22 protein-coding genes, 1 tRNA gene and 1 pseudogene are annotated in these 21647 nt (G+C 37.5%); 11 read left to right on the top strand and 13 right to left on the bottom strand.

All coding sequences use genetic code 11. The features are described from left to right. Window positions 1-18: 18 nt before the first annotated feature. Complete coding sequence (locus tag METEV_RS10370; RefSeq protein WP_013195462.1) at window positions 19-1413, top strand: DUF4139 domain-containing protein; 1395 nt, start codon at window positions 19-21, stop codon at window positions 1411-1413. Window positions 1414-1457: 44 nt separating this feature from the next. On the opposite strand, the gene METEV_RS10365 is transcribed toward METEV_RS10370, so the two are convergent. The 7 genes from METEV_RS10365 to METEV_RS10330 all read right to left on the bottom strand — a co-directional run bounded on the left by METEV_RS10365 (window position 1458) and on the right by METEV_RS10330 (window position 7039). Beyond that, window positions 1458-1988 (bottom strand): winged helix-turn-helix domain-containing protein, encoded by a 531-nt coding sequence (locus METEV_RS10365; protein WP_013195461.1) that lies wholly within the window; start codon window positions 1986-1988, stop codon window positions 1458-1460. Window positions 1989-2065: 77 nt separating this feature from the next. Then, window positions 2066-2956: a polymer-forming cytoskeletal protein gene (locus METEV_RS10360; RefSeq protein ID WP_232216856.1), complete on the bottom strand. Its 891-nt coding sequence runs from the start codon at window positions 2954-2956 to the stop codon at window positions 2066-2068. Between the two features lie 151 nt (window positions 2957-3107). Next, entirely contained in the window at window positions 3108-3542 is a 435-nt protein-coding gene (locus tag METEV_RS10355) for a PUA domain-containing protein (protein WP_232216855.1), read from the bottom strand. A gap of 235 nt (window positions 3543-3777) precedes the next feature. Beyond that, on the bottom strand, window positions 3778-5241 hold the full coding sequence (locus METEV_RS10345; RefSeq protein ID WP_013195458.1) for an RtcB family protein: 1464 nt from the start codon (window positions 5239-5241) through the stop codon (window positions 3778-3780). Between the two features lie 62 nt (window positions 5242-5303). Further along, a complete protein-coding gene (locus METEV_RS10340) occupies window positions 5304-5747 on the bottom strand; it encodes an archease (protein WP_049891306.1) in 444 nt (147 codons plus the stop codon). Between the two features lie 65 nt (window positions 5748-5812). Beyond that, window positions 5813-6421 (bottom strand): archaetidylinositol phosphate synthase, encoded by a 609-nt coding sequence (gene pgsA / locus METEV_RS10335; protein ID WP_013195456.1) that lies wholly within the window; start codon window positions 6419-6421, stop codon window positions 5813-5815. Window positions 6422-6487: 66 nt separating this feature from the next. Next, window positions 6488-7039 carry an aldolase gene (locus METEV_RS10330; protein WP_013195455.1) on the bottom strand — a complete coding sequence of 184 codons (552 nt, stop codon included), beginning with the start codon at window positions 7037-7039 and terminating at the stop codon, window positions 6488-6490. Window positions 7040-7122: 83 nt separating this feature from the next. On the opposite strand from METEV_RS10330, the gene METEV_RS10325 reads away from it, so the two are divergent. Further along, window positions 7123-7196 (top strand) — tRNA-Thr (locus METEV_RS10325). Between the two features lie 207 nt (window positions 7197-7403). Continuing rightward, a pseudogene (locus tag METEV_RS10320) lies at window positions 7404-8258 on the top strand (RNA-guided endonuclease InsQ/TnpB family protein); the annotation flags it as partial. A gap of 99 nt (window positions 8259-8357) precedes the next feature. On the opposite strand, the gene METEV_RS10315 reads toward METEV_RS10320, so the two are convergent. Continuing rightward, window positions 8358-8639, bottom strand: a complete 282-nt coding sequence (locus tag METEV_RS10315) for a hypothetical protein (protein ID WP_013195454.1) — start codon at window positions 8637-8639, stop codon at window positions 8358-8360. A 494-nt stretch (window positions 8640-9133) separates the two neighbouring features. Between METEV_RS10315 and rbr the strand changes: the two genes are divergently transcribed. Beyond that, window positions 9134-9715, top strand: a complete 582-nt coding sequence (rbr, locus tag METEV_RS10310) for a rubrerythrin (RefSeq protein ID WP_013195453.1) — start codon at window positions 9134-9136, stop codon at window positions 9713-9715. A gap of 36 nt (window positions 9716-9751) precedes the next feature. Continuing rightward, window positions 9752-10774, top strand: coding sequence for a hypothetical protein (locus tag METEV_RS10305; RefSeq protein ID WP_157197340.1), 1023 nt, complete (start codon window positions 9752-9754; stop codon window positions 10772-10774). Between the two features lie 85 nt (window positions 10775-10859). On the opposite strand, the gene METEV_RS10300 is transcribed toward METEV_RS10305, so the two are convergent. Beyond that, complete coding sequence (locus METEV_RS10300; protein WP_013195451.1) at window positions 10860-11618, bottom strand: metallophosphoesterase family protein; 759 nt, start codon at window positions 11616-11618, stop codon at window positions 10860-10862. A 154-nt stretch (window positions 11619-11772) separates the two neighbouring features. Here METEV_RS10300 and METEV_RS10295 point away from each other — a divergent pair, with 154 nt between their 5' ends. From METEV_RS10295 to METEV_RS10280, 4 genes are read left to right on the top strand one after another with little or no spacing between them, the layout of a single operon-like run. Then, window positions 11773-13038 (top strand): UbiD family decarboxylase, encoded by a 1266-nt coding sequence (locus METEV_RS10295; protein ID WP_013195450.1) that lies wholly within the window; start codon window positions 11773-11775, stop codon window positions 13036-13038. A gap of 18 nt (window positions 13039-13056) precedes the next feature. Continuing rightward, on the top strand, window positions 13057-14253 hold the full coding sequence (locus METEV_RS10290; protein ID WP_013195449.1) for an aconitase X: 1197 nt from the start codon (window positions 13057-13059) through the stop codon (window positions 14251-14253). After that, complete coding sequence (locus METEV_RS10285; protein ID WP_013195448.1) at window positions 14234-14659, top strand: DUF126 domain-containing protein; 426 nt, start codon at window positions 14234-14236, stop codon at window positions 14657-14659. The genes METEV_RS10290 and METEV_RS10285 overlap by 20 nt, the downstream gene beginning before the upstream one ends. A gap of 7 nt (window positions 14660-14666) precedes the next feature. Then, a complete protein-coding gene (locus tag METEV_RS10280; protein ID WP_013195447.1) occupies window positions 14667-15770 on the top strand; it encodes a site-2 protease family protein in 1104 nt (367 codons plus the stop codon). Between the two features lies 1 nt (window position 15771). Here the strand turns inward: METEV_RS10280 and METEV_RS10275 are convergent, their stop codons facing one another. Beyond that, window positions 15772-16938, bottom strand: a complete 1167-nt coding sequence (locus METEV_RS10275) for an MFS transporter (RefSeq protein ID WP_013195446.1) — start codon at window positions 16936-16938, stop codon at window positions 15772-15774. 177 nt (window positions 16939-17115) lie between these two features. Between METEV_RS10275 and METEV_RS12595 the strand changes: the two genes are divergently transcribed. Together METEV_RS12595 and thsA are read left to right on the top strand one after the other, a co-directional pair. After that, window positions 17116-17289: a DUF5350 domain-containing protein gene (locus tag METEV_RS12595; protein ID WP_013195445.1), complete on the top strand. Its 174-nt coding sequence runs from the start codon at window positions 17116-17118 to the stop codon at window positions 17287-17289. A 172-nt stretch (window positions 17290-17461) separates the two neighbouring features. Next, window positions 17462-19105, top strand: coding sequence for a thermosome subunit alpha (gene thsA, locus METEV_RS10270; RefSeq protein ID WP_013195444.1), 1644 nt, complete (start codon window positions 17462-17464; stop codon window positions 19103-19105). 48 nt (window positions 19106-19153) lie between these two features. On the opposite strand, the gene METEV_RS10265 is transcribed toward thsA, so the two are convergent. The 3 genes from METEV_RS10265 to METEV_RS10255 are packed head-to-tail and all read right to left on the bottom strand — an operon-like array spanning window position 19154 to window position 21647. Further along, window positions 19154-20263 (bottom strand): ORC1-type DNA replication protein, encoded by a 1110-nt coding sequence (locus METEV_RS10265; RefSeq protein WP_013195443.1) that lies wholly within the window; start codon window positions 20261-20263, stop codon window positions 19154-19156. Between the two features lie 49 nt (window positions 20264-20312). Then, window positions 20313-21092, bottom strand: a complete 780-nt coding sequence (gene fdhD / locus METEV_RS10260; protein WP_013195442.1) for a formate dehydrogenase accessory sulfurtransferase FdhD — start codon at window positions 21090-21092, stop codon at window positions 20313-20315. 12 nt (window positions 21093-21104) lie between these two features. Next, window positions 21105-21647 carry a putative ATP-dependent zinc protease gene (locus METEV_RS10255; RefSeq protein ID WP_013195441.1) on the bottom strand — a complete coding sequence of 181 codons (543 nt, stop codon included), beginning with the start codon at window positions 21645-21647 and terminating at the stop codon, window positions 21105-21107.

The raw sequence follows: 21647 nt of genomic DNA, 5'->3' as shown, positions 1-21647 counted from the left end.
TTCACACATGGTGATGAAATGAGATATAACTTAAAAAAAGCTATTCTTATAATTGGAATAGTCGCATTACTTGCGATTGCAGTATCTGCTCAGGTTAATGGAGTGAACGGAAATTCAAATGAAAACTATCTGATTTATGATTCAAATCAGGGAGGAATTGTAGAAAAAAGCATTAGTCTTGAACTTGAACAAGGGGTACAGTGGGTTGAACTTGAAGACATGGAAAATTTAGATAATGTTGATCCAGATTCTATAAAACTTGAACCTGAAAATTCGGATGTATTAGAGGTTGTTGATATAAAAACGGATTTTAGAGATAATATAAAAACAAACATTGGTAAAGAAGTAGAAATAGAACTTACATCCGGTAAAACAGTATCAGGTGTGCTTTTAAGAATTGAAGACAATTATCCTTATGGTCTTATGGTTCTTGAGAATGATGAGAGAATATCCTACATTAATACAAACAATGTCAACCAGATAAAAACAACCAGTGATTCGGATTCAAAAGTCATGGCAAGAATTGAATCTTCAGGTAGTGGTTCCTTTGATTTCCAGCTTAGATACCGGGTAAACGGTATTACATGGGATGCATCATATGATCTGTACATGAAAGATTCGGATAGTTCCAGCAGGTTCAGTGGAGATATGATAATCAAAAACCCCAGTAATACAAACTATGATGGAAACTTCAATTTAATATCAGGACAGGTAATGAGTAGTAGATATGTAGGTTTTGCTGAGGAACGAGCATCTATAAGCGATGGTTTTGAGAGGTCTGTTTCAGCACCTCAAAAAGTAGGGAGAGTTTATAAATATGAACTCGGACAGCTTGCAATTGATGCATATTCACGGCAATCCACCAAATATCTGGACAAAAATATAGACTCAAAAACCGAATTCATGTACACTACCTCAAGACATGGTAGAAATGAAAATGTCCGGCAGTTTTTAACCTTTGCAAACAATGAAGAACCACTGCCTAAGGGGACTGTTAATGTTTATCAGGAAAAAGATGGTTTACAGGTAATGGTTGGTCAAAGTTCAATTGACAGAACACCTGATGGTGATGAAGTTGAAATCAATCTTGGTAGTGCCTTTGATTTAAAAGGTGAAACAGAAATTCTTGAAGAAACAAGGAATGCAGGCAACATAACAAGAACCGGTGAAATAAATATAACTAACTTTGGCAATAACCCCAAAACTGTTACGGTTCGTTACATGTGGGAATTCGGTGAATTGTTGGATTCCAGTGTAGAACCTGTTGAAACAAACGCTGATTTTGTTGAATGGGATATCAGAGTGGGTGTAAACAGTGACAAAACTATAGAATTCGAGGTCGCTGAAGATATAAGGAATAATAATGTCAGAGCTTATTCTGACACTGCTGAAAAGGAAATATCACCAAGATAATTAACTAGGGTGAGATGATATCTCATCCATCTTTTTTTTGTTAATTAATCCAGAGGAGAGTTTCTTGTTTTAAAGTACCAGATAGTGATGCTTGTCAATACTACAGCAATGCCGAGCAAAATGACGGCATCCCATGGAATAGCTGAAACAACATCCTGCGGGGGAATATCAGGTGCACTTTCAGGAATTTCTTTGGTATCTTCTGTCATTATTCCAGCATCTTTTGGCTGGGGCTGGACAAAAAACCTGTACAATTGAGCAAATCCTGATATAAATGCTACAACTGATGTTGCAAATAGTATTTTGACCCTTATGTCGGATTTTGGCTCCATCAGATTACGGCTTTTATCCGTCAGGCGATAATAAACCCATTTTTCTCCGCGGTTTTCTCTATCAATCAGCCCTGATTCTTCAAGTTTTTTCAGATGTTCTATAAGGGTGGGTTTGGACAACTGCATTTTTTCAGCAAGGTCGGTTACCCGCATACTTTTTTCGTTGAGATATTTGATTATTTCAATGCGGGAATCGGATGCAAGTGCTTTGAATGAAGATCTGTCCAGTTCTACTCGATCCATATTATTTCATAGTTACATAAACAAAAAAGTTAATAAAACTTTTGTAAAGCACAGAGAACAGAATAACTTTTTAAAAATCAAATATCCAGCTTTATAAGCTCCTTTTTATCGGTATCTTCATCATCCTTTGTGTTTTCAATTTCATCTTCACGTTTGAAAGAGAGTCCGCCCGGTGCTCTCATCAGACCATCAACACGTGCATTCTCATGTATGAAAATGGTGTTGGCACTGACTTCACCAAGTATATGGGTTTCTTTATCTATAGTCACGTTCTTTTTGGATACGATATTACCGTGGATGTTATTGTTTTTACCTATGGTTATATCATTGTGGGTTCGAATACTTCCATAAAGTGTTGTATCATCACCCATATCAAACGATGATGAGCGGATATTTCCGATTAACCGGCAGTTGTTACCTATAGAAGCATGTGCCGGAACATGTATAGAATCCATTGAAATCCTTGAACTGTTTGGTACTACCATTGCACCGGGTTCCATTGATTCTTCAAGCTCCTCATCTTCAAAAAGTTCTTCAAGAGCTTTTTCAACTTCCTCATCTTTGCCCAATCTTAGGAGTTCACTGATATATAAAAAAAGATACACCATTACAGGTATAGGGTTTCTAACCATTATCCATCCTTTTGCAACAAACCCGTCATTGATTTTAACATTGTTTCCAACATCAAGGTCTCCATTGACTATCAGTTTACCATTTATGGAAACAAGTTCGCCAATATAGGCATTAGAGTCAGTTTTAACGCTTCCGCCAATTTTTGATAATGTATCGATTCTGACTTCTGATGTAGTGGTCAAATCACCTGATACCTGTACACTCTCACCCAGTATTGCAGAATTTGCTATGATTCCATAATTGATATTGGAATGGCTCCCAACAATGACTCCACCATCTACAACTATGTTATGTTCTTCCATTTTTGTATTATCAGGAATTACTAAGTTTTTCAAAAAATCTTCTTTTGTATCGGTGATAGTCTCACTCTCCAGAACTCGGACACCTGGAAATCCGTTTTAGCGTTTTTAGAATTAAATCATGGTTGTACATTTCTACAAAGGGTAATATAATATTGGATAATATATATAGGTTTATTAATATTATTTATTGTTGTTGAACACCTGTCCTTATATCAACTGCACTTCCTCTTTCTATCGAATGGATTTCTTCGGGTGACAATATAAGCTGTCCAGTAGCCAGGAGATTATCGGATTCATCCACAACAAGTACTTCTTCACCTGCACGGAGTTCGGGGTCGATATCTATAACGTGTTTTGAAAAAGCCGTTTTTCCAGCAGAAACAAAAGGAACCGCTTCTTCACACATTGTTACTCGTTGATTGGGTTTTGATAGGTATTTATGAACTGTATCTGCTCCTTTGATACTCAACGTCAGCACACCATCGCTGGCTCTAACAGTTGCTATCCTTTCGTTGTTGTACAGAATTTGTCTAATACGTCCGGTTCTGGACAATAAAAAAGAGACATCTTCAGGAAACAGTTTTTCTCCACAGCCTTTACAGAACTGATAATCTGCCATAATCCTAACCGTTGATAATTTTTTGTTCATAATTTTTGAAACAATTCATGGATACTATAAGTTTAGCGGTCATACTAAATAAATTAATTACTAAAGTATCAAACAACTTTAAATATAATAATAAACTTATCTTATGTTGAGGAAACGGTAATTGCTTGCATATATCACTGTTACCAAGCAAACCATTCATCCCCTCTTAAAACAAAAAACCGTTTCCTCTATCCTACTTTTTCACTTAACCTTTTATCACTCCAACAGGACTTAGTCTTGCTACTTTTCTGGCTATGCCTACATCATGAACAACATCCACTACTTCACTGCTGGATTTGTATGCTTCAGGAGCTTCTTCAGAAATCATTCTTGGGTTTGCCACTTTAACTGTTATGCCTTTTGATGCAAGTTCTTTTTGAATCTCTTCACCTGATAACTCTTTTTTGGCATGTTTTCGGCTCATAAGACGTCCTGAACCGTGGCATGCACTTCCAAAAGATATATCCATTGAATCCTTAGTCCCATGGAGTACAAACGAGTGAGTACCCATACTACCCGGTATCAATACTGGCTGACCGGATTGTTGGTAGTCATCTGATAGTTCGGGATGTTCTGGTGGAAATGCTCTTGTAGCTCCTTTACGGTGTACATAAACCTGTTTCTTTTCTCCATTGATTGTGTGTTCTTCGAGTTTGGCTACGTTATGTGCCACATCATAGACAAGGTTCATATCAATATCTTTGCCGAATATGTTTTCAAAAACTTCCCTTGTCCAGTGATTGATTACCTGTCTGTTCGCCCATGCATAATTGGCAGCACATGCCATTGCTTTGAAATAATTCTGTGCCTCTCTTGAATTTGCAGGAGCACATGCCAGTTGTTTGTCCGGTAATTGAATGCCATATTTTTTGACAGCCTGTGTTAGTTCCCGAAGATGGTCTGAACATATCTGATGACCTGCACCTCTTGATCCGCAGTGTATTGAAACTGTTACCTGTCCTTCTTCAAGACCAAAATCAGAGGCTATGACATCATCATAAATTTTGTCTACATATTGAACTTCAAGAAAATGGTTTCCACTTCCCAGAGTTCCAAGTTGGGGTCTTCCACGTTTGCGAGCTTCTTTGCTTACCTGTGAAGGGTCAGCTCCTTTAATCAGACCATTACCTTCACAATGTTCAACATCGGCTTTTACTCCATATCCATTATCAACCGCCCATTGAGCCCCATGTCTAAATACATCATCCAATTCAGCATCTGATACTTTTAAACCACTCTTTGAACCCAGACCTGAGGGGATTTTATTGAAAAGATTGTTGACAAGTCGGTTCATATGAGGTCGGATATCCTCTATCTTCAAATTGGTGCGAAGAAGTCTTACACCGCAGTTAATATCAAAACCAACCCCTCCGGGGCTAATAACTCCTTCATCTTTGTCAAAAGCAGCGACTCCACCGATGGGGAATCCATAACCCAGATGAGCATCAGGCATTGCCATTGAATATTTCTGAATACCCGGCAGAGATGCAACATTTGCCATTTGGTCAAGTGTTTCTTTCTCTAAATCTTTCATCAATTCAATGGAGACAAAAATACGTCCTGGCACGTTCATTGTTGATTTATAGGTAACCGGTACATCCCATGTATTGTCATCGATTTTTTCAAGTATCTGGTAAACTTTATTATCTTTAATATCTTCACCTTTCATTATATTTACCTCCCCTTATGCACCAAAATTATCTATGGTATTTACCATTAAACAGTTGTGGATTAAATATCGACAACCACCTGTAACATCCATCCATCTGGGAGGTTTTTGACTTCCAGTTGGTTGTAGGTAACAGCCTTAACTTCTGTATCAATTTCATGTTTGTCCAAATTCAGAGTTTCTCCATAAATCTGGGCTGATAAAAAATATCCATCATCTTTTTCTTTGATAGGATCTACATTAAATGTTGAATAAACTGACTGGTTGACATCAGACAGATATAACAGTTCAGACAGCCAATCCACAAGTAGTATATCTAAATCTGGTGATTCGATATTAATTGATTCTGATATATTGTTGGAAACATTATCTGTATCGACCATGACATTAAACATTGCAAGTGCTGCGTTTTCAAAAGCTTCTTCAAGCGTGTTTCCGTATGCTCTGAATTGTGCATCAGCTGTATGTTCCAAGAACTCGAATTTTTCCGTTCCATGATAAGACATATGGTATAAAATTGAAGCTTGTGCTACATTAAATTTACCGAACACCTTACTTCCAACAGGTGTTTTTACAACTTTTTCCATATGTGGTATATTCTTTGAATAGCAGTGATATGACTGCCCACAGCAATTATAACAATAACCCATCCAAGGACTGAAAACCCATAAATCAGAGATGGGTACAGGAAATATATTAATGAGGCTGCGATTATTAAAATGAGTCTGTCGGCTCTGCCCATGATACCGCCGTAATATCTTCCTATATCCAGTGCCTGTGCCTGTGTTCCAAGATAACTGGTTAGTAGTACACCAACGATTGCAGTCAGTCCTATTTGCCACTGGACATGACCTGCTAAAAATATGCTGCAGATAACAAAAATATCAGAATATCGGTCAATCACATGGTCCAGAAAATCACCTTTTGAACTGGCTGTTTGCATATGTCTTGCCATGATTCCGTCCATTGCATCAAGGAACGAGTTTAAAGCCACCAGTAATCCTGCTATTAGTACAAACAATGGATTTGTATATGAGTAATAAAAAAAAACTCCTGCAATTATAGCAAATATAAGGGATAAAAATGAGACAATGTTGGGTGATAACCCAATATCGGCTGCTTTTTCTGCAAACGGGTCAATTATTTTTGACACCAGTGGTCTCAATGAATCGGATGTCATCGTTGCTCACATATACAAATTGTTTATTGGACTGTATAATAGAATATTAATATTTAAATTCATTTTTTATTTTTTAGCCATATCATACAGGTATTTTATTTTGCAGGAGTGTTCTATCTGGGTTGTTGTTATATAGGCATCATCCAGAATTTTTCCAGCGGCAAATGTACCATGACTGTAAACAATTGTTCCTTTATATTTGCCCAGTGCATCTGCTGTGTTGTATGCAAGTTTTTCTGTGCCTATATCTCCTTTGATAACAGGTATTTCATCGAGGAAATATTTCCCCTCACTGTCAACTGGTACCAGTGAATTTTTATCATTAAGTAGTGATTGTGTGACAGCATAAGGACAATGTGCGTGGATTATAGCAAGTGCTGATGTATTTTTATAGATTTCCCGGTGAACAATGGATTCTGATGATGCTATTATATCCATGCTGCAGGGATTGTCAACATCAATTTCAACCACATTCCCTTCTGTCACCTCGTCAAGAGGGCAACCGCTTCTTGTTATTATCATTTTATTTCCAACACGAACACTAATGTTACCAAAATGTGATTCCACAAGCCCGTGTTCTACAAGTTTTTTGCCTATTCTGGATATTTCCTGCCACATATTACCCAAATTTATTCTGTTTCATCCATAACATTTATGTGCTATGATTGTCTGTATAATAGTTCGCTTCAATAAAAATATATGCCTCGGTAGCTCAGCCCGGAGGAGCGAGTGATTTGTAATCACTAGGCCGCGAGTTCGAATCTCGCCCGGGGCTCTAATTTTCAGCTATTTGGCTACTGGTTGTATATGTACAGTTCTTTTCCTTAACAATTTTCAGTATTTATTTTTCGCTTTTTTATAAATAAAATCGGTACTGTTCAGTTAATGGAACATATTAATCCACTTTAGATTTTTATTATTTCTTAGAATAATGATTTAGAGCTGTAAATCAGGTGAAAAATTGTCTTAACTGAACAGTGCCCCTAAATATCTGGATAAAGACGGCAACTTCTTATGTGTATTTAAGAAAGATCAACTGAAAGTTATTGATGACAAAATCAGATTGTCTTTAGGTTTAGATTATTATAAAACATAAGGAACCAGGTATCTGTATTTCAAGATTCCTGATAATATAATTGGTAAATATATCAGTATGGTCAGGATAATACCGAAATACAAAGGTAGATGGTTCGAGATAGAATACGTTTACCATGAATATAGAGAAGATGTAGGACTTGATTATAATAGGCATCTCTCGAGATCTTGGCGTAGACAATTTTGCGACCTGCGTGACTGCCTTCATATTAGATGGCAGGGGTATCAAATCTTACAACCGCTGGTGGAACAAGGAGAAGAGCAGGTTACAGTCAGTCTATGATAAACAGGATCTGGATGATGGTCTGAAGATGAACCAATTCACAATGAAGAGGTTCTGGAAGATAAACGATTTCATGAACCAGTGTGTCAATCACGTCGTTAAACACTGTCTGGAAAATCGGATAGGTAATGTCGTGATTGGAAAGCTGAAAGAAATAAAACAAGAACAAAATATTGGCAAGGAAGACACCCAGAACTTCCAGACTATACCGTTTGATAGATTTAAACAGAAATTAGCTTCTAAGTGTGAATATCATGGTATAAAGTATCAAGAAGTAGATGAGGCTTATACCAGTAAAGTTGATGCACTGGCTTTGGAACCCATCAAAAAACATAAGAAATATTTGGGTAAAAGACCTAAGAGAGGTATCTTCCAGTCATCATAAGAAAGGTAATCGGCGATTCCCTTGTAAGGATAGTCGATAGTGGGGATGTGAACTCTCCTGGAAGAACTTTGTAAATTGAAAATTTACAAATATCTTTAAATCTTTGATTTAAAGAGTAAGACTTTCCTGGTAAACTTCTTCCGAAGCTGTTGAGTCTTCATCTTAGCGGTAGTTCACTGACCCATATAAATCAGATCATGTGAATACTGTTTAAGTTCTGTATTCCACAATTCAATTTCTATATAAGAAATAATTTTGTTTATTATATCGATTCTGTTAGGATAGAACCTTATTGTATAGAGAATACAGGGTAGTTCATCTTCGATAAACTCTGAATTGGATTTGTGGATCATTTTTTTGATGCTGTACTCCAGCTCTTCAAACGCTAAGTACCCATTCCGATATCTTATGAGGTTTTTGAGCAGGTGTTCTAAGTTATTTTTTTTGTCATCCATGTGGTACACCCCGCATCCTTGGTGAAGAAGTACAGCATCAATATTCTTATATATATAATTTCCCCTTGAATTCCTATAAAAATTAGAGTGATTATTATTTTAAAAATAAGAGCAAGAATAGTCGGAAACAGGGACTTTACCCTGTTTCGCGAGGAGTGGGGTATCAGACTATGGGGGTATAGTCTTAAACATCCGTTTTTCCGTTTTTCACCATCCAACTTGTTTTACGGGCAAGAGGAGTGAGCCCATCCAACAATGGAGCAAACCGTTTTTCCGTTTTTCAGGGAGATTTTATAACTCAGTTTTTATATCTCCAATCTGTATATATCAATGGACAAATAGATATAACCTATGTTCACAATTTTATCAATTAATGGAATTTTGTGAACATGTATTGCTATTTCATGACCATAAATAATAGATTTAACCGGTCATGCAATAAGAAAGGGAAAAGTATAATACTATTGTAGGATAGTTTGATAAAGGGGGATATTATGGAAAAAACCATAGAAAATATGACAAAAGCCTTTATAGGCGAAAGTCTTGCAAGAAACCGATATACTAATTTTGCAAAAGTAGCAAAAGAAGAAGGGTACGAACAAATATCTGAAATTTTTCTCAATACCGCCGAAAATGAACGGGAACATGCAAAATGGATGATGAAGTTAATAAACGAACTTAAAAGCAAAAGTGGAAACAGTCCGGACAAGGTAAACCTTGATGTGGACATTCCGGTATGTGGAAGTACTATAGACAATCTCAAGGATTCTATCTCTGGAGAAGAATACGAAACAACTTCCATGTATCCTGAATTTGCCAATACTGCTGATAAGGAAAATCTTCCAGAAATCGCTGAAAGGTTTAGGGCAATTGGAGAGGTTGAAAAACATCATCAGGAAAGGTTTAAAAAGCTTCTTAATGAATTGGAAAACCATAGCGTGTACAAGAAGGATAAAGAAGTGCAGTGGGTATGCCGCAAATGCGGATATGTGCATACTGGTACAGAACCACCTGAAAAATGTCCTTCATGTGACCATCCGTACAACTATTTCGAAGTAAAATGTGAAGAATACTAACTGATAATTGGCTCATTGACCAATTATATTTTATTTTTGTATTACATATCTTCAAAATTAACTGACTTTTACCTAAAATTTTTAGGAGGTATAACTTTAAATAGAAAACGTGTTGCGGCTGCATTTGTTCTGGCAGTGATTCTTCCAACAATGATAGTAGGGGGATATGTAGTAGAGAAAGCGTTTATACCTGAAAATATTAGTTCTAAATTAGAAGACAATCTATCAGAAAATTCTGAATATATTATCGAAAGAGCTCAAAAAAAGATAATGCAGTCTGCAATATCGGTAGCAAAAGATGAACTGCCTTCTGAAAATGTAACCCGAGAAATCCTTAAGAACAACTCGGATTTTATAAGTAATCTTAAAGATAATAATGATGTAGTCACAAATATATTCAAGATTGAAAACAACAGAAGCGTATCTGTTTTACTAAACTCTGGTAATGTATCCAATAATCTTTTCAAAACAATACCAGATGATGCCTACAATGCTGTTCTAAATAACAGTACAGCATATTACAAAAAAACAATGTCATCAGACAATAATTATCTTGTTATGTATACACTACTGGAAAACAATAATACTAAGGTAAAGAACATATTATCAATGGCTGTACCTGAAAATAAGATTCTTGATTTCGGTTTAAAAACTTTTACTTACGAAACAACTGATAGAGCTGGTGATGTGGTAAATTTAGTATCCAAAATGGAATCATCTTTGTCTAAACAATTTGAAGAAAATATAAATCCTGTTGAATCTGCAAGATACATATATGATACAACAAACAACTTCTCATTAAATCCTGAAACGCCTAATAATGTGCCTGAAAACCTTTCTGAAGTTAGCCGTTATATATTCGGTTCGGATAAAAACAATACTAAAAATACATTGAACAAAACAGCCGACTCAATAAAAGTAGTGGATGATAACCTCAACCAGACTTTCAGACTGGTTCAAAACCTGACCGGAATCTCAGATTCTGAAAACAAAGATAATATCACATCAATGATGGATGGGTTGAATAGTTCGCTGGATAATGTCAATACAAGTCCATAATAATAAATTAAGGCGCATATATATCTTTTAAACTCAGCAAAAAAATAGAAAGCAGTAGTATAAACAAAAAGGATATTTAGAATACTCAAACTGTTCCAAAATCCACTTCTTTGTTTTCAGTATTAACAACCGCGAAATCACCGTATTTTAAAGCGCCTGGATTTACAACCAGTGTTTTATCTATCTGCTCTTTACCCTGTGCCTTATGTGCATGTCCGCAGAAAACAATCTCGGGTTTTATATCTCTTATAAGCTCATTGACAACATCTTCACTTTTGTGTTTGCCTTTATCAAGGTCAAGCTGACCGGTGGGTGGTGAGTGTAGAAGAAGTATTTTTTTCTGGGGAGCATATTTAAACCTTCTTAGTGCAAAATCTGCCTCTTTATAGGGGTACTGCAATGTAAAAAAATCCTCTTTACTTCCATTTGTTATTTCTCCACCCATTCCGCTTATAAGATAACCCTCTTTTTCAAATATGTTCTCCTGAGCTATTTTGATATTTGATCTCATGTATTTGCCCAGTAAATACGAAAAGAAAACATCTTCAGGGGCATCCATATTTCCGGGTATACACATTACCGGAATGTCCAGTGTGTCCAATGTGTCATAGAACTCATCATAAAGTTTAAAATCCTCATTTTTTTCATTCAGGATTTCTTCTTTATCTTTTACTGGTTCTCGCCCTTCTTCCTGTGCAGATAACCATTCATCACCCCTTGCCTGACCTTTTACAACATCACCGGTAAATATTATTAGGTCAGGTGATTTATCTTCAATCTTTTCAACAAGACTGTTCATTAATTCGGTTTCACCATGAAAGTCAGAAATCGCCAGTATTTTCATATAATTCCCCTACAAACTATAGAACCGAGAGGTACAAAATTCTTGCTATAAAGTTTAATTCTATATCTAATCTTAATATATTAGATAAAAATAAAGATACTTTTAACAGGGCAATGTATATATTGTTTCACCTGATTTTTATTGATAGGATAGAATGAGTTTTAGAAATTTTATAGACCGCCTCAAAAACGACGGAAAATTGGAAGAAATAACATATCCTGTATCCAGAAACTTTGAAGCTCCAAAAATTGCCAGAAATATCGGTTCACCAGTATTGTTCCATGACATCGATGGCAATAAAGCAATTATGAACCTTTTGGGTTCAAGGGATGAACTCGCATCGCTATTCAATATTTCAAAGGACAATATCATACATAAACTTTCAACTGTGAAACCAAATGGAGAAACAAGGATTGTTGATGAATCACCTACAAAACAAATCGTTGATGATGAGGTAGACCTTACAAAATATCCCATAATGACCCATTTTGAAAAGGATGGTGGGCCATATATCACTTCGGGGATAGTGGTGTCTGAATATGGGGATACTACTAATGCATCCATCCATAGACTTATGGTCGTCGGTAAAAACAAACTGGCTGCTCGTCTTGTTCCTCCAAGACATACTTATATTCTTCACAAAAAAGCATCTGAAAATGGTGAACGTTTACCGGTTGCTATTGTAATTGGAGCAGACCCTGTAATTGGTTTTGCATCGACTACTCGTGTACCCACCGGCAAAGAGTTTGAATATGCTGCGGCATTGCGTGGTGACACCATTGAATTATTTAAATGTGATAATGGTATCAAAGTACCGCATTCTGAAATCGTGCTTGAAGGTTACATTGAACCTGAAGAAAGAGCTGAAGAGGGTCCTTTTGTAGATATTACAGGAACCTATGACCATGTAAGACCTGAACCTGTTATTACTATTACAAAAATCATGCACCGTAAAGACCCAATATATCATGGAATTCTTCCAGCAGGTGCTGAACATCTTCTTATGATGGGTGTTCCTTACGAACCCAAAATCTATAACGCTGTTGATGAGGTTACTACTGTTAAAAATGTAGTTCTTACTGAGGGTGGTTGTTGTTATTTACATGCGGTTGTACAGATTGAAAAACAGACAGAAGGGGATGGAAAAAATGCAATCATGGCTGCATTTGCAGCACATAGCAGTCTGAAACATGTCGTAGTTGTAGATGATGATATCGACATTTTTGATTCAGGTGACATTGAATTTGCGATCGCGACCAGATTAAAGGGAGATATCGATATTTTAACTGTCTCCAATGTACGCGGTAGTTCACTTGACCCCAGAGGTGAATCAGACGGTACCACTACTAAAATTGGACTTGATGCAACCAAAATACTAAAAGAGTCAGAAAAATTCGAAAGATCCAGAATACCCGAATAACATCAAGGACATCCAAATATGCATCTTACAAAAGAAGAAGAGCAAATATTAAACGGAGAACATGGAGAAACACTTCAAAAGGCGATTGAGATTCTTGTAGCTCTTGGTGACATCTATGATGCCGATGGATTGATACCTATAAAAAGTGCCCAGATTGCAGGTGTATCCTACAAAACCATCGGTGATGCAGGACTTGAATGGATATCCGACCTTGAAGGTGAGGTCAAAGTTCCTGCCATCCTGAATCCTGCTGGAATGGACCTTGAAAACTGGAATGAAATGGGCATATCAAAAGATTTTGCCAGAAAACAGCAGGAGATTATTGATGCTTACAGGAAACTCGGTGTCAATACTAAGTGCACCTGCACTCCCTATTACCTTGAAGGCTTTGATACAGAATATGGAGACCATCTGGCATGGAGTGAATCATCTGCTGTATCATATGCCAATTCGGTTATAGGAGCAAGAACAAACAGGGAAGGTGGACCTTCAGCACTGTCTGCTGCACTTATAGGAAAAACAGCAAATTACGGCTATCATCTGGATGAAAACAGGATACCTGATGTATCCATAACGGTTGATTGCGAACTCACAGGTTCTGATTACGGTGCGCTTGGGTATCAGACAGGAATGATGGTTGGTAACCGTGTTCCACTGTTTCATCTGAAAAATACACCGTCTTCTGATGAGTTAAAGGCACTTGGAGCATCAATGGCTGCTACTGGTGCGGTTGCTCTGTATCATGTAGATGGGGTAACCCCTGAAACCCAAAATATAAGGTTTGAACAGCCGTCAGAAAATATAACAATCGAAGCTGACCAGATACAGGAAGTCTATAATACAAATTCTGATATCCAGAACAGTGATGAAATCATAGCCTTTGGATGTCCTCATTGTTCGGGAGATGAACTGGAATACATTGCACAGTTGCTGGATAATAAACAGGTTGACAGGGATGTATGGATATGCACCTCCAAAGAGGTTGCGGATAAAAACCCACAGATTGTTGACAGAATAGAAAAAAGTGGTGCGATGGTGGTCTGTGATACCTGTATGATAGTGTCTCCGGCAAGTGAAAATTACAAAATGATGATGGTTAATTCAGGCAAAGCATTAAATTATGTACCGGGTATGTGCAAAATACCTTCAAAATTTGGTAGTATTAAGGATTGTATAAGGGAAGCGGGGGCTAACAATAGAAACAACAAAAATTAACTGCAGGAAGATATCCAGAGGAGTTGCAGAGGGAGAAGTGCTTATTACTGATAATTCTATCTCATTTTTGGGTAACGTAGACCCAGAATCCGGAATTGTAGTTGAACCGGGTCACGAACTTTACAACAAATCCATAAAGGATAAAGTTCTTGTTTTTCCGCAGGGGAAAGGTTCTACAGTTGGTTCTTATGTATTATACCAGTTAAGCAAAAATGATGTAGCTCCTGCTGCGATGATAAATATCGAATCTGAACCTATTGTAGCTGTAGGTGCTATTATATCCGGGATACCATTGGTGGACAAACTTGAAAGAGACCCATATACGCTTTTAAAAAACGGTTACCGTGTAAAAGTTGATGGAAGTAATGGATTTATCGAGATAAAAGACTATAATCATCAAAATTAAATTTAACATGAAATCGGACACAGATAGAAAGGAACAATCACAGGATAACATTATCAGTGAAATGCATAAGTACATAGACCCAGTTTTTAATGTATATGAAATTAGGAAAGGACACAATAGCAGTCTATATTTTTACGGAGATCCCAAACTTGACTTGAAGACCATATACAAGAGTCTATGGAAACTTTTTGCAAATAAAGGTTATCAACTCCATATCAAATCAGAACTTGGAGAACATATCATTGCAGCAACTCCATATGTGGAGAAAAAAGAAAATGTTAATGTTAACCTTGGTTTAGCTGTAGCTACGTTTTTTACCACGATGTTTGCAGGAGCAACGATGTTTGGTGTGGATATAACCGGCAACCCGTTACAGATTGTTAAAGGACTTCCTTTTACAGTAGCAATAATGGCTGTACTGGGTTCACATGAAATGGGACATTATTTTGCTGCAAAATGGCATGGGATGCGTACATCACTGCCCTATTTTATACCGTTTCCCACAATCATCGGAACAATGGGTGCGATTATAAAACACAGGGGAATGATACCTGACAGAAAATCACTATTTGATGTAGGGGTTTCTGGACCTCTTATAGGGCTTGTAGTGTCAATAATTGTAACTGTTGTAGGGTTGTCATTAAATCCTGTCTCACAGACAACACAACAATCTGTTATGTTGGAACTTGGCTTACCACCAATGTTCTTATTTCTTATGGAACTTACAGGCACAGTTGGAAACTCGATTCATCCGGTTGCTTTTGCAGGATGGGTAGGTATGTTTATTACACTGTTGAATCTTCTTCCTGCAGGACAACTTGATGGTGGACATATATTAAAAGCAATGTTTGGTAACAATTCCAGATATATATCGTCGATCATGCCGTTTTTACTTCTTGGTATCGGTATATATGTGAATTATATATTAAATGAAAACGGTTCTATATGGTTGGTATGGGGGCTTATATTGTCGTTTTTTTCTATGGTTGGACATCCAGAACCTCTTGAAGACAGTATAAACCTTGATAAAGGAAGACTTGTAGTAGGAATTGTTACTTTTGCTCTTGGTGCACTCTGCTTCACACTGGTACCTTTCACTATTGTGCAGTGATTCAGGTGTCTGTTGTATAGATTTTGTGTTTCATTATGTAGGTAGATATAGCAACACAAAAACCCAGCAAACCTGAGGATATAAATACTACAACAAGGTTGGAATTTAACAGTATTACACCAAGTACAGCAGGTGCTGCAGTTTGGCCGATATACTTCATTGTATTAAACAGTGACACAACACTCCCCATTGCATCATTGGGAGCCACCTGAGTGACAAGTGTGTTTAGCAACGGTTGAACCATCCCGAAACCAACACCAAAAACCAGCAATAACATGAATACCTGTGGTATAGAATAAACACCAGACATGCCCACAACTGCAATACCCAGTAGTGTGAACCCTATCCCAAGTATGGTATATTTTGGATATTTTGATGCCAGACGTTTTGCTTGGGATGCAAATATTACCATAGAAGCACCCTGTACACCAAGAGCCAGACCTGCACCCTGTGACGTAAAACCAAAATTATCTTTCAATATAAATGGGACATAAATTACAATTGTGTATAAAAGGAAGAATACTGCAAAACTTAAAAACACTGTATATGCCACTCTGATATCTTTGAGAGACATGAACATATTTTTAAAACCTGTTCTTTGTTCAGGATTGGCGTTCATGGTTTCGGGCAAGACAAGCATTGCTATAAATGCAAGAGGAATAGTCAATCCGTAAAACAGGAAGGGGTAATTCCAGCCGAGAACTGCAAGGGTTCCCCCGATAAGTGGTGCAGACACCGAACCTACAGCTGTGGTCATGCTCATTCTGCCCATAGCATGAACCCTTTCAAGTCCATCATAGATTTCGCCTATCATGGTCATTACCACAGGCATCATGCCTGCAATACCTATACCCTGAATAAATCTGAATACAAGAAGTATTGGAAGGTTTGGTGCAAAATAACCCGCCAGACCAGCTACACCATTGATTAAAAGACAGGGTATTAGCACTTTTTTGCGACCTATTTTATCTGTCACCACACCTAACAGTACCATAAACAATGCAGTAGAGAACGTATATACACCAAGCACCCATCCAACTGCTTCACGGGATGTATTAAGCGGCTCGACCATCGATGGTAACACGGGTCCCATCAGTGCACCGCCAGCCATGCCGAAAAAAGCAACAAGGCATATGATAAAAAGCACCAACTTATCCATGAATCCCATTATAATCAGCCCTATCAGTATTGTATTTTTACAGGGATATCATTATTTATATATAGTTACTTATTCTCCAGTTGATGAGTATCCCACAAACTTTTTAACTATATATGACATCTTGCACGAATATACAAATCTGAAAGTTTTGGATAATAAATATTAAACATAAATGAGGATGAAAATATGGGCAAAACAGGAAGTATCAACTGGGTCAAAGTAAAAGGCAGAAACGGAAACACTATAAAGGTACCTGAATCGAGAGCAAATAAAACACATACAGGACCGGCTCAAAGGTTCGCTTCAAATGGGACCAAACGTAGGTTTAAAAAACGCTCTTCAAAAGCTATAGTAAAGTAAATTTTTAAATTGGACTTTACTGTAAACTTTTTTTTGTTCTACTGGCAATGCCTGCCAAGATTTGCTGTTTAAACAAAAATAGCAAGTTTTATATAGAACTTCAAACAACTAAAACTTAGCTTGAGATAACAGAATCATCAAGATAACAATAACAAAAAGGAGGCTAAATAAAATGGCAGGTCAAATGCAATACGGCGGGCAATCATCAGGTCAACCAATTTTCATTTTAAGAGAGGGAACTCAGAGAACCCGTGGAAGAGACGCACAGAGCAACAATATAATGGCAGGTAAAGCAGTTGCAAACGCTGTAAGGACTACACTCGGTCCAAAAGGAATGGACAAGATGCTTGTTGATTCTATGGGTGATGTAGTGATAACAAATGACGGGGCTACCATCCTTAGAGAAATGGATATTGAGCATCCCGCTGCCAAAATGATTGTGGAAGTCGCCAAAACACAGGACGATGAAGTCGGTGACGGTACCACAACTGCTGCAGTTCTTGCAGGTGAATTACTTAAAAAAGCGGAAGAAATGATTGAACAGGAGATACATCCCACAATCATCGCATCAGGATACCGTATGGCAGCAGAAAAAGCCAGTGAAATTTTAAATTCAATTGCAAGTGACATTACTATTTCTGACAGAGATCAGCTCCTTAAAATCGCAGAAACCGCAATGACGGGTAAGGGTGCTGAAGCATCCAAAATGGAACTTGCAGAAATTGTTGTAGATGCAGCGACCAATGTTGTTGAAGAAGGCGATGGTAAATACGTTGATATGGACAATATCAAGGTTGAAAAGAAAGTTGGAGGTCGTATAGACGATTCTGAACTGATACAGGGAATGCTTATCGATAAAGAGCGTGTACATTCCAACATGCCAAAGAAAGTTGAAGGTGCAAAAATCGCTCTTATCAATGAAGCAATTGAACTCAAAGAAGCCGAAACTGAAACCGAGATTTCCATCACCTCTCCAGACCAGCTCCAGTCCTTCCTTGACCAGGAAGAAAAGATGATACGTGACATGGTGCAGAAAGTTATTGATAGTGGAGCAAATGTAGTATTCTGCCAGAAGGGCATCGATGACATGGCACAGCATTTCCTTGCAAAAGCCGGAATATATGCTGTAAGGCGTGTCAAAAAGAGCGATATGGAAAAACTTGCTCTCGCAACCGGTGGTAGACTGATAACAAACCTTGAGGAGATATCCGAAAATGACCTTGGTAAAGCTGAATTCGTAGAGGAGAAGAAAGTCGGCGGCGACGAAATGACTTTCATCACAGGATGTGACAATCCAAAGGCTGTATCCATCCTGCTACGCGGCGGAACAGAACATGTAGTCGATAACGTCGAAAGAGCACTGCATGATGCACTGCGTGTTGTAGGAGTTGCAATCGAAGACGAAAAACTGGTGGCAGGTGGAGGATCACCTGAAGTAGAACTCGCCTTTAAACTCCATGATTATTCAACAAGTCTTAGCGGTAGAGAACAGTTGTCAGTCAAGGCATTTGCAGAAGCAATTGAAGTGGTCCCAAGGACACTGGCAGAAAACGCAGGACTTGACCCGATTGACACTCTGATGGATTTGAGAGCCCATCACGAAAAGGGAGAAGTCAATGCTGGGCTTGACGTCTACAGTGGGAACGTTATAAACATGTGGGATAAAAGTGTATTTGAACCCCTTAGAGTCAAAACACAGGCAATCAATGCCGCCGCAGAAGCTGCAGTAATGATTCTTAGAATCGATGATGTAATAGCATCCAGCGGCGGTGGCTCAGAAGCCTCCGGTGGAATGGGCGGAATGCCCCAGATGTAAATAAATTAGATACGCAGTTTCTAACAACTGCTCTTTTTTTCTTTATTTTTAAAGACATTTTAAAATATCACTGGGACTGGTTTTAAGTTTAATAAGCCGTGACCTGCCTCTTTTGCCCTGTCCTGAAAATTCCACATCTATGTGCCGGGCTGCGTATAACCTGTTTATCAGTTTATAAAAGTAGGTGTATCCATGTTCGGTTGCTTCATGGAACGATTTATAAAGATTTCCAGCATATATATTATTGTTATCCACTATTAACCTGAGAAGGTTTTTTTCATTGGAATTAAGTGACCTTATACTGCGGCAGATATGCAGTAATTTGGATGATTCATATGCATTATCAACATCATCTCTGGTTACAAATCTGCTTGCACGTTTTTCAGCATTCAAACCTGCTCTTTTGAGAAGGTCAATGCCTATACGCAGGTCACCGAGGTCATCCACATACTGCACGATATGGTCTCTTACCTCTGCAGGTATTACATCGGGATAAAATGCATTTTTTATTCTGTCATCTATAATACCCTGCAATTCACTGTATTCATATCTGGGAAACTCAATTTCTTCTGGAAGAAATACAGAAGTCACTTTTGTATCGAACTGATAGAAAGCCCCTGTATCACTGACCACTGCAATAACACCAATTTTTACACCAGGATAGTGTTCATGTGCTCTAAGCAGTGAATACATAACTTCATCAGCATGGTTTTCATAGAAAAGGTAATTAATATCATCAAGAGTTAATACAAGGCGACTATCATTTTCTACAAGACTGTCCATTGTTTTATCAAAAAGTGACCTGAAAGAAACACCGGAAGTTGGAGGTGTGACACCTGTTACCTGTTTATAAATTCTTGATATCACAGCAAAGCGTGTGGAATCAATCTGACAGTTAACCTTTAAAAAGATAACATCATCGACATATTCCTGTATTTCGTTATATATTTTCATTACAGCAGTGGTTTTACCCGTTCCAGGGGGTCCACTTATGAGACAATTGATTGGATTCATACCATTTATAACAGGTTTCAAGCTGTATTTGATTGCCTGAAGCTGGTTGTCCCGGTAGGCAAAATGTTCAGGAATGTGGTCGATTTCAAGGACTTCAGCGTTTTTGAACAACGTTTCATCCCACAAAAGTATATCTTTACTCAAATGGGCATCTCCTTTTATTTATCATTTAAAAATTACTTGTTTTATTATATTAATCTTTATTTTTATCAGTATTATCATCAAAGTTAATACGTTCTGGATTAGCAAAAATATACATCCTGGATTCAGAGGCAAAGCCTACAAGACACAATCCTGTTTTTTTGGCAGTTTCAATTCCACTGTCTAAAGGTGCACTTTTTGTAACTAACAACGATACACCTGACCTTGAACACTTCAACACCATTCCATTAGATTGTCTGCCAGTCGAGAGAAGATACAAACTGGAAACATCCAGTCCTGCAAGTCTGGAATAGCCTATTACTTTATCAATTGCATTATGTCTGCCTATATCCACTGCCTGTGTTACAAGTTCCCCGTTTTGATTAATAAGTGCAGCAAGATGGGTACCTTTTGTCAGGCGATATATACCGGATTCAAGAAATTTTTGAGATGAAAAAATGGATTCTGGTTCAAAAATCACATCGGATTGTATTTTTGTCGGATAATCTTTTGCGCTGATACCCATATATCCGGATGACCGTAATTCATATGATAAACTTTTGCTGTCCACATCCACAATTTCAAGGTCAATTCTGTTTTTACTTTCATAGATTCTGGTTATATCTGCAAAATCAGCAATACCCTCACATATCACATAACCCACTGCAAGTTCTTTTATATCTACAGGAGAGGTGAGAATTGAGGCTATTTTTGACCCGTTAATATACAGTTCAACATTTTCTTCTCTGGCAACTGAAAAACTGGTACATGTTGCTGTTTTTTTCCTATCCACTTTCGTTACAGGATAGGTTTTTGTATAATCATCTCTCATTTATAACCCGAATTATTGTGATTTTGATAATTCAAAATTCCAGATAGGTTCTCCATTTATTTCTCCTGTTGTTAGATGTTCTATTTCATGTGCTGCACTGTATGCAGGAGAGCCTGTGAATATAATGGATTTGTATTCAGGTTCAGAAACCTCAATTTTCTTTTTTTCCGGATGTACCTGTGCCAGTATGATCCTTTCACCTTTAACAGTTATCCTGTAGGGACGTTCTACAAGTACTCGCTCACCACGTTTACTGCATTTTTCAAGCCGATAAACGCTTCCCTGTTTGTTTATAATTTCAGGGTTTAAAAACAGGTAGATATCCTCTAATGTATACCCTGTGTCTTCATTTTCATCGTATTGTGTTGAAGGATTTTTTATAGACATAACTGATAGTGCTTCAGTAGAATAACTCCATGAACCACCCGATTTTAAAGATAGCATTAGTGGAAGTATGGATTCTTCCGGCAAACCTAATTCTTTGATAAGGTATTGTTCTTTACCAGCAAACATAAAAAAATTCTTTATCTCATTGATGTCGCTATATTCATCCAT

Origin of the sequence: Methanohalobium evestigatum Z-7303 (assembly GCF_000196655.1) — an archaeon.
In the GTDB taxonomy this organism is placed as follows: domain Archaea; phylum Halobacteriota; class Methanosarcinia; order Methanosarcinales; family Methanosarcinaceae; genus Methanohalobium; species Methanohalobium evestigatum.
This window is presented reverse-complemented; position numbering and strand designations above follow the sequence as displayed.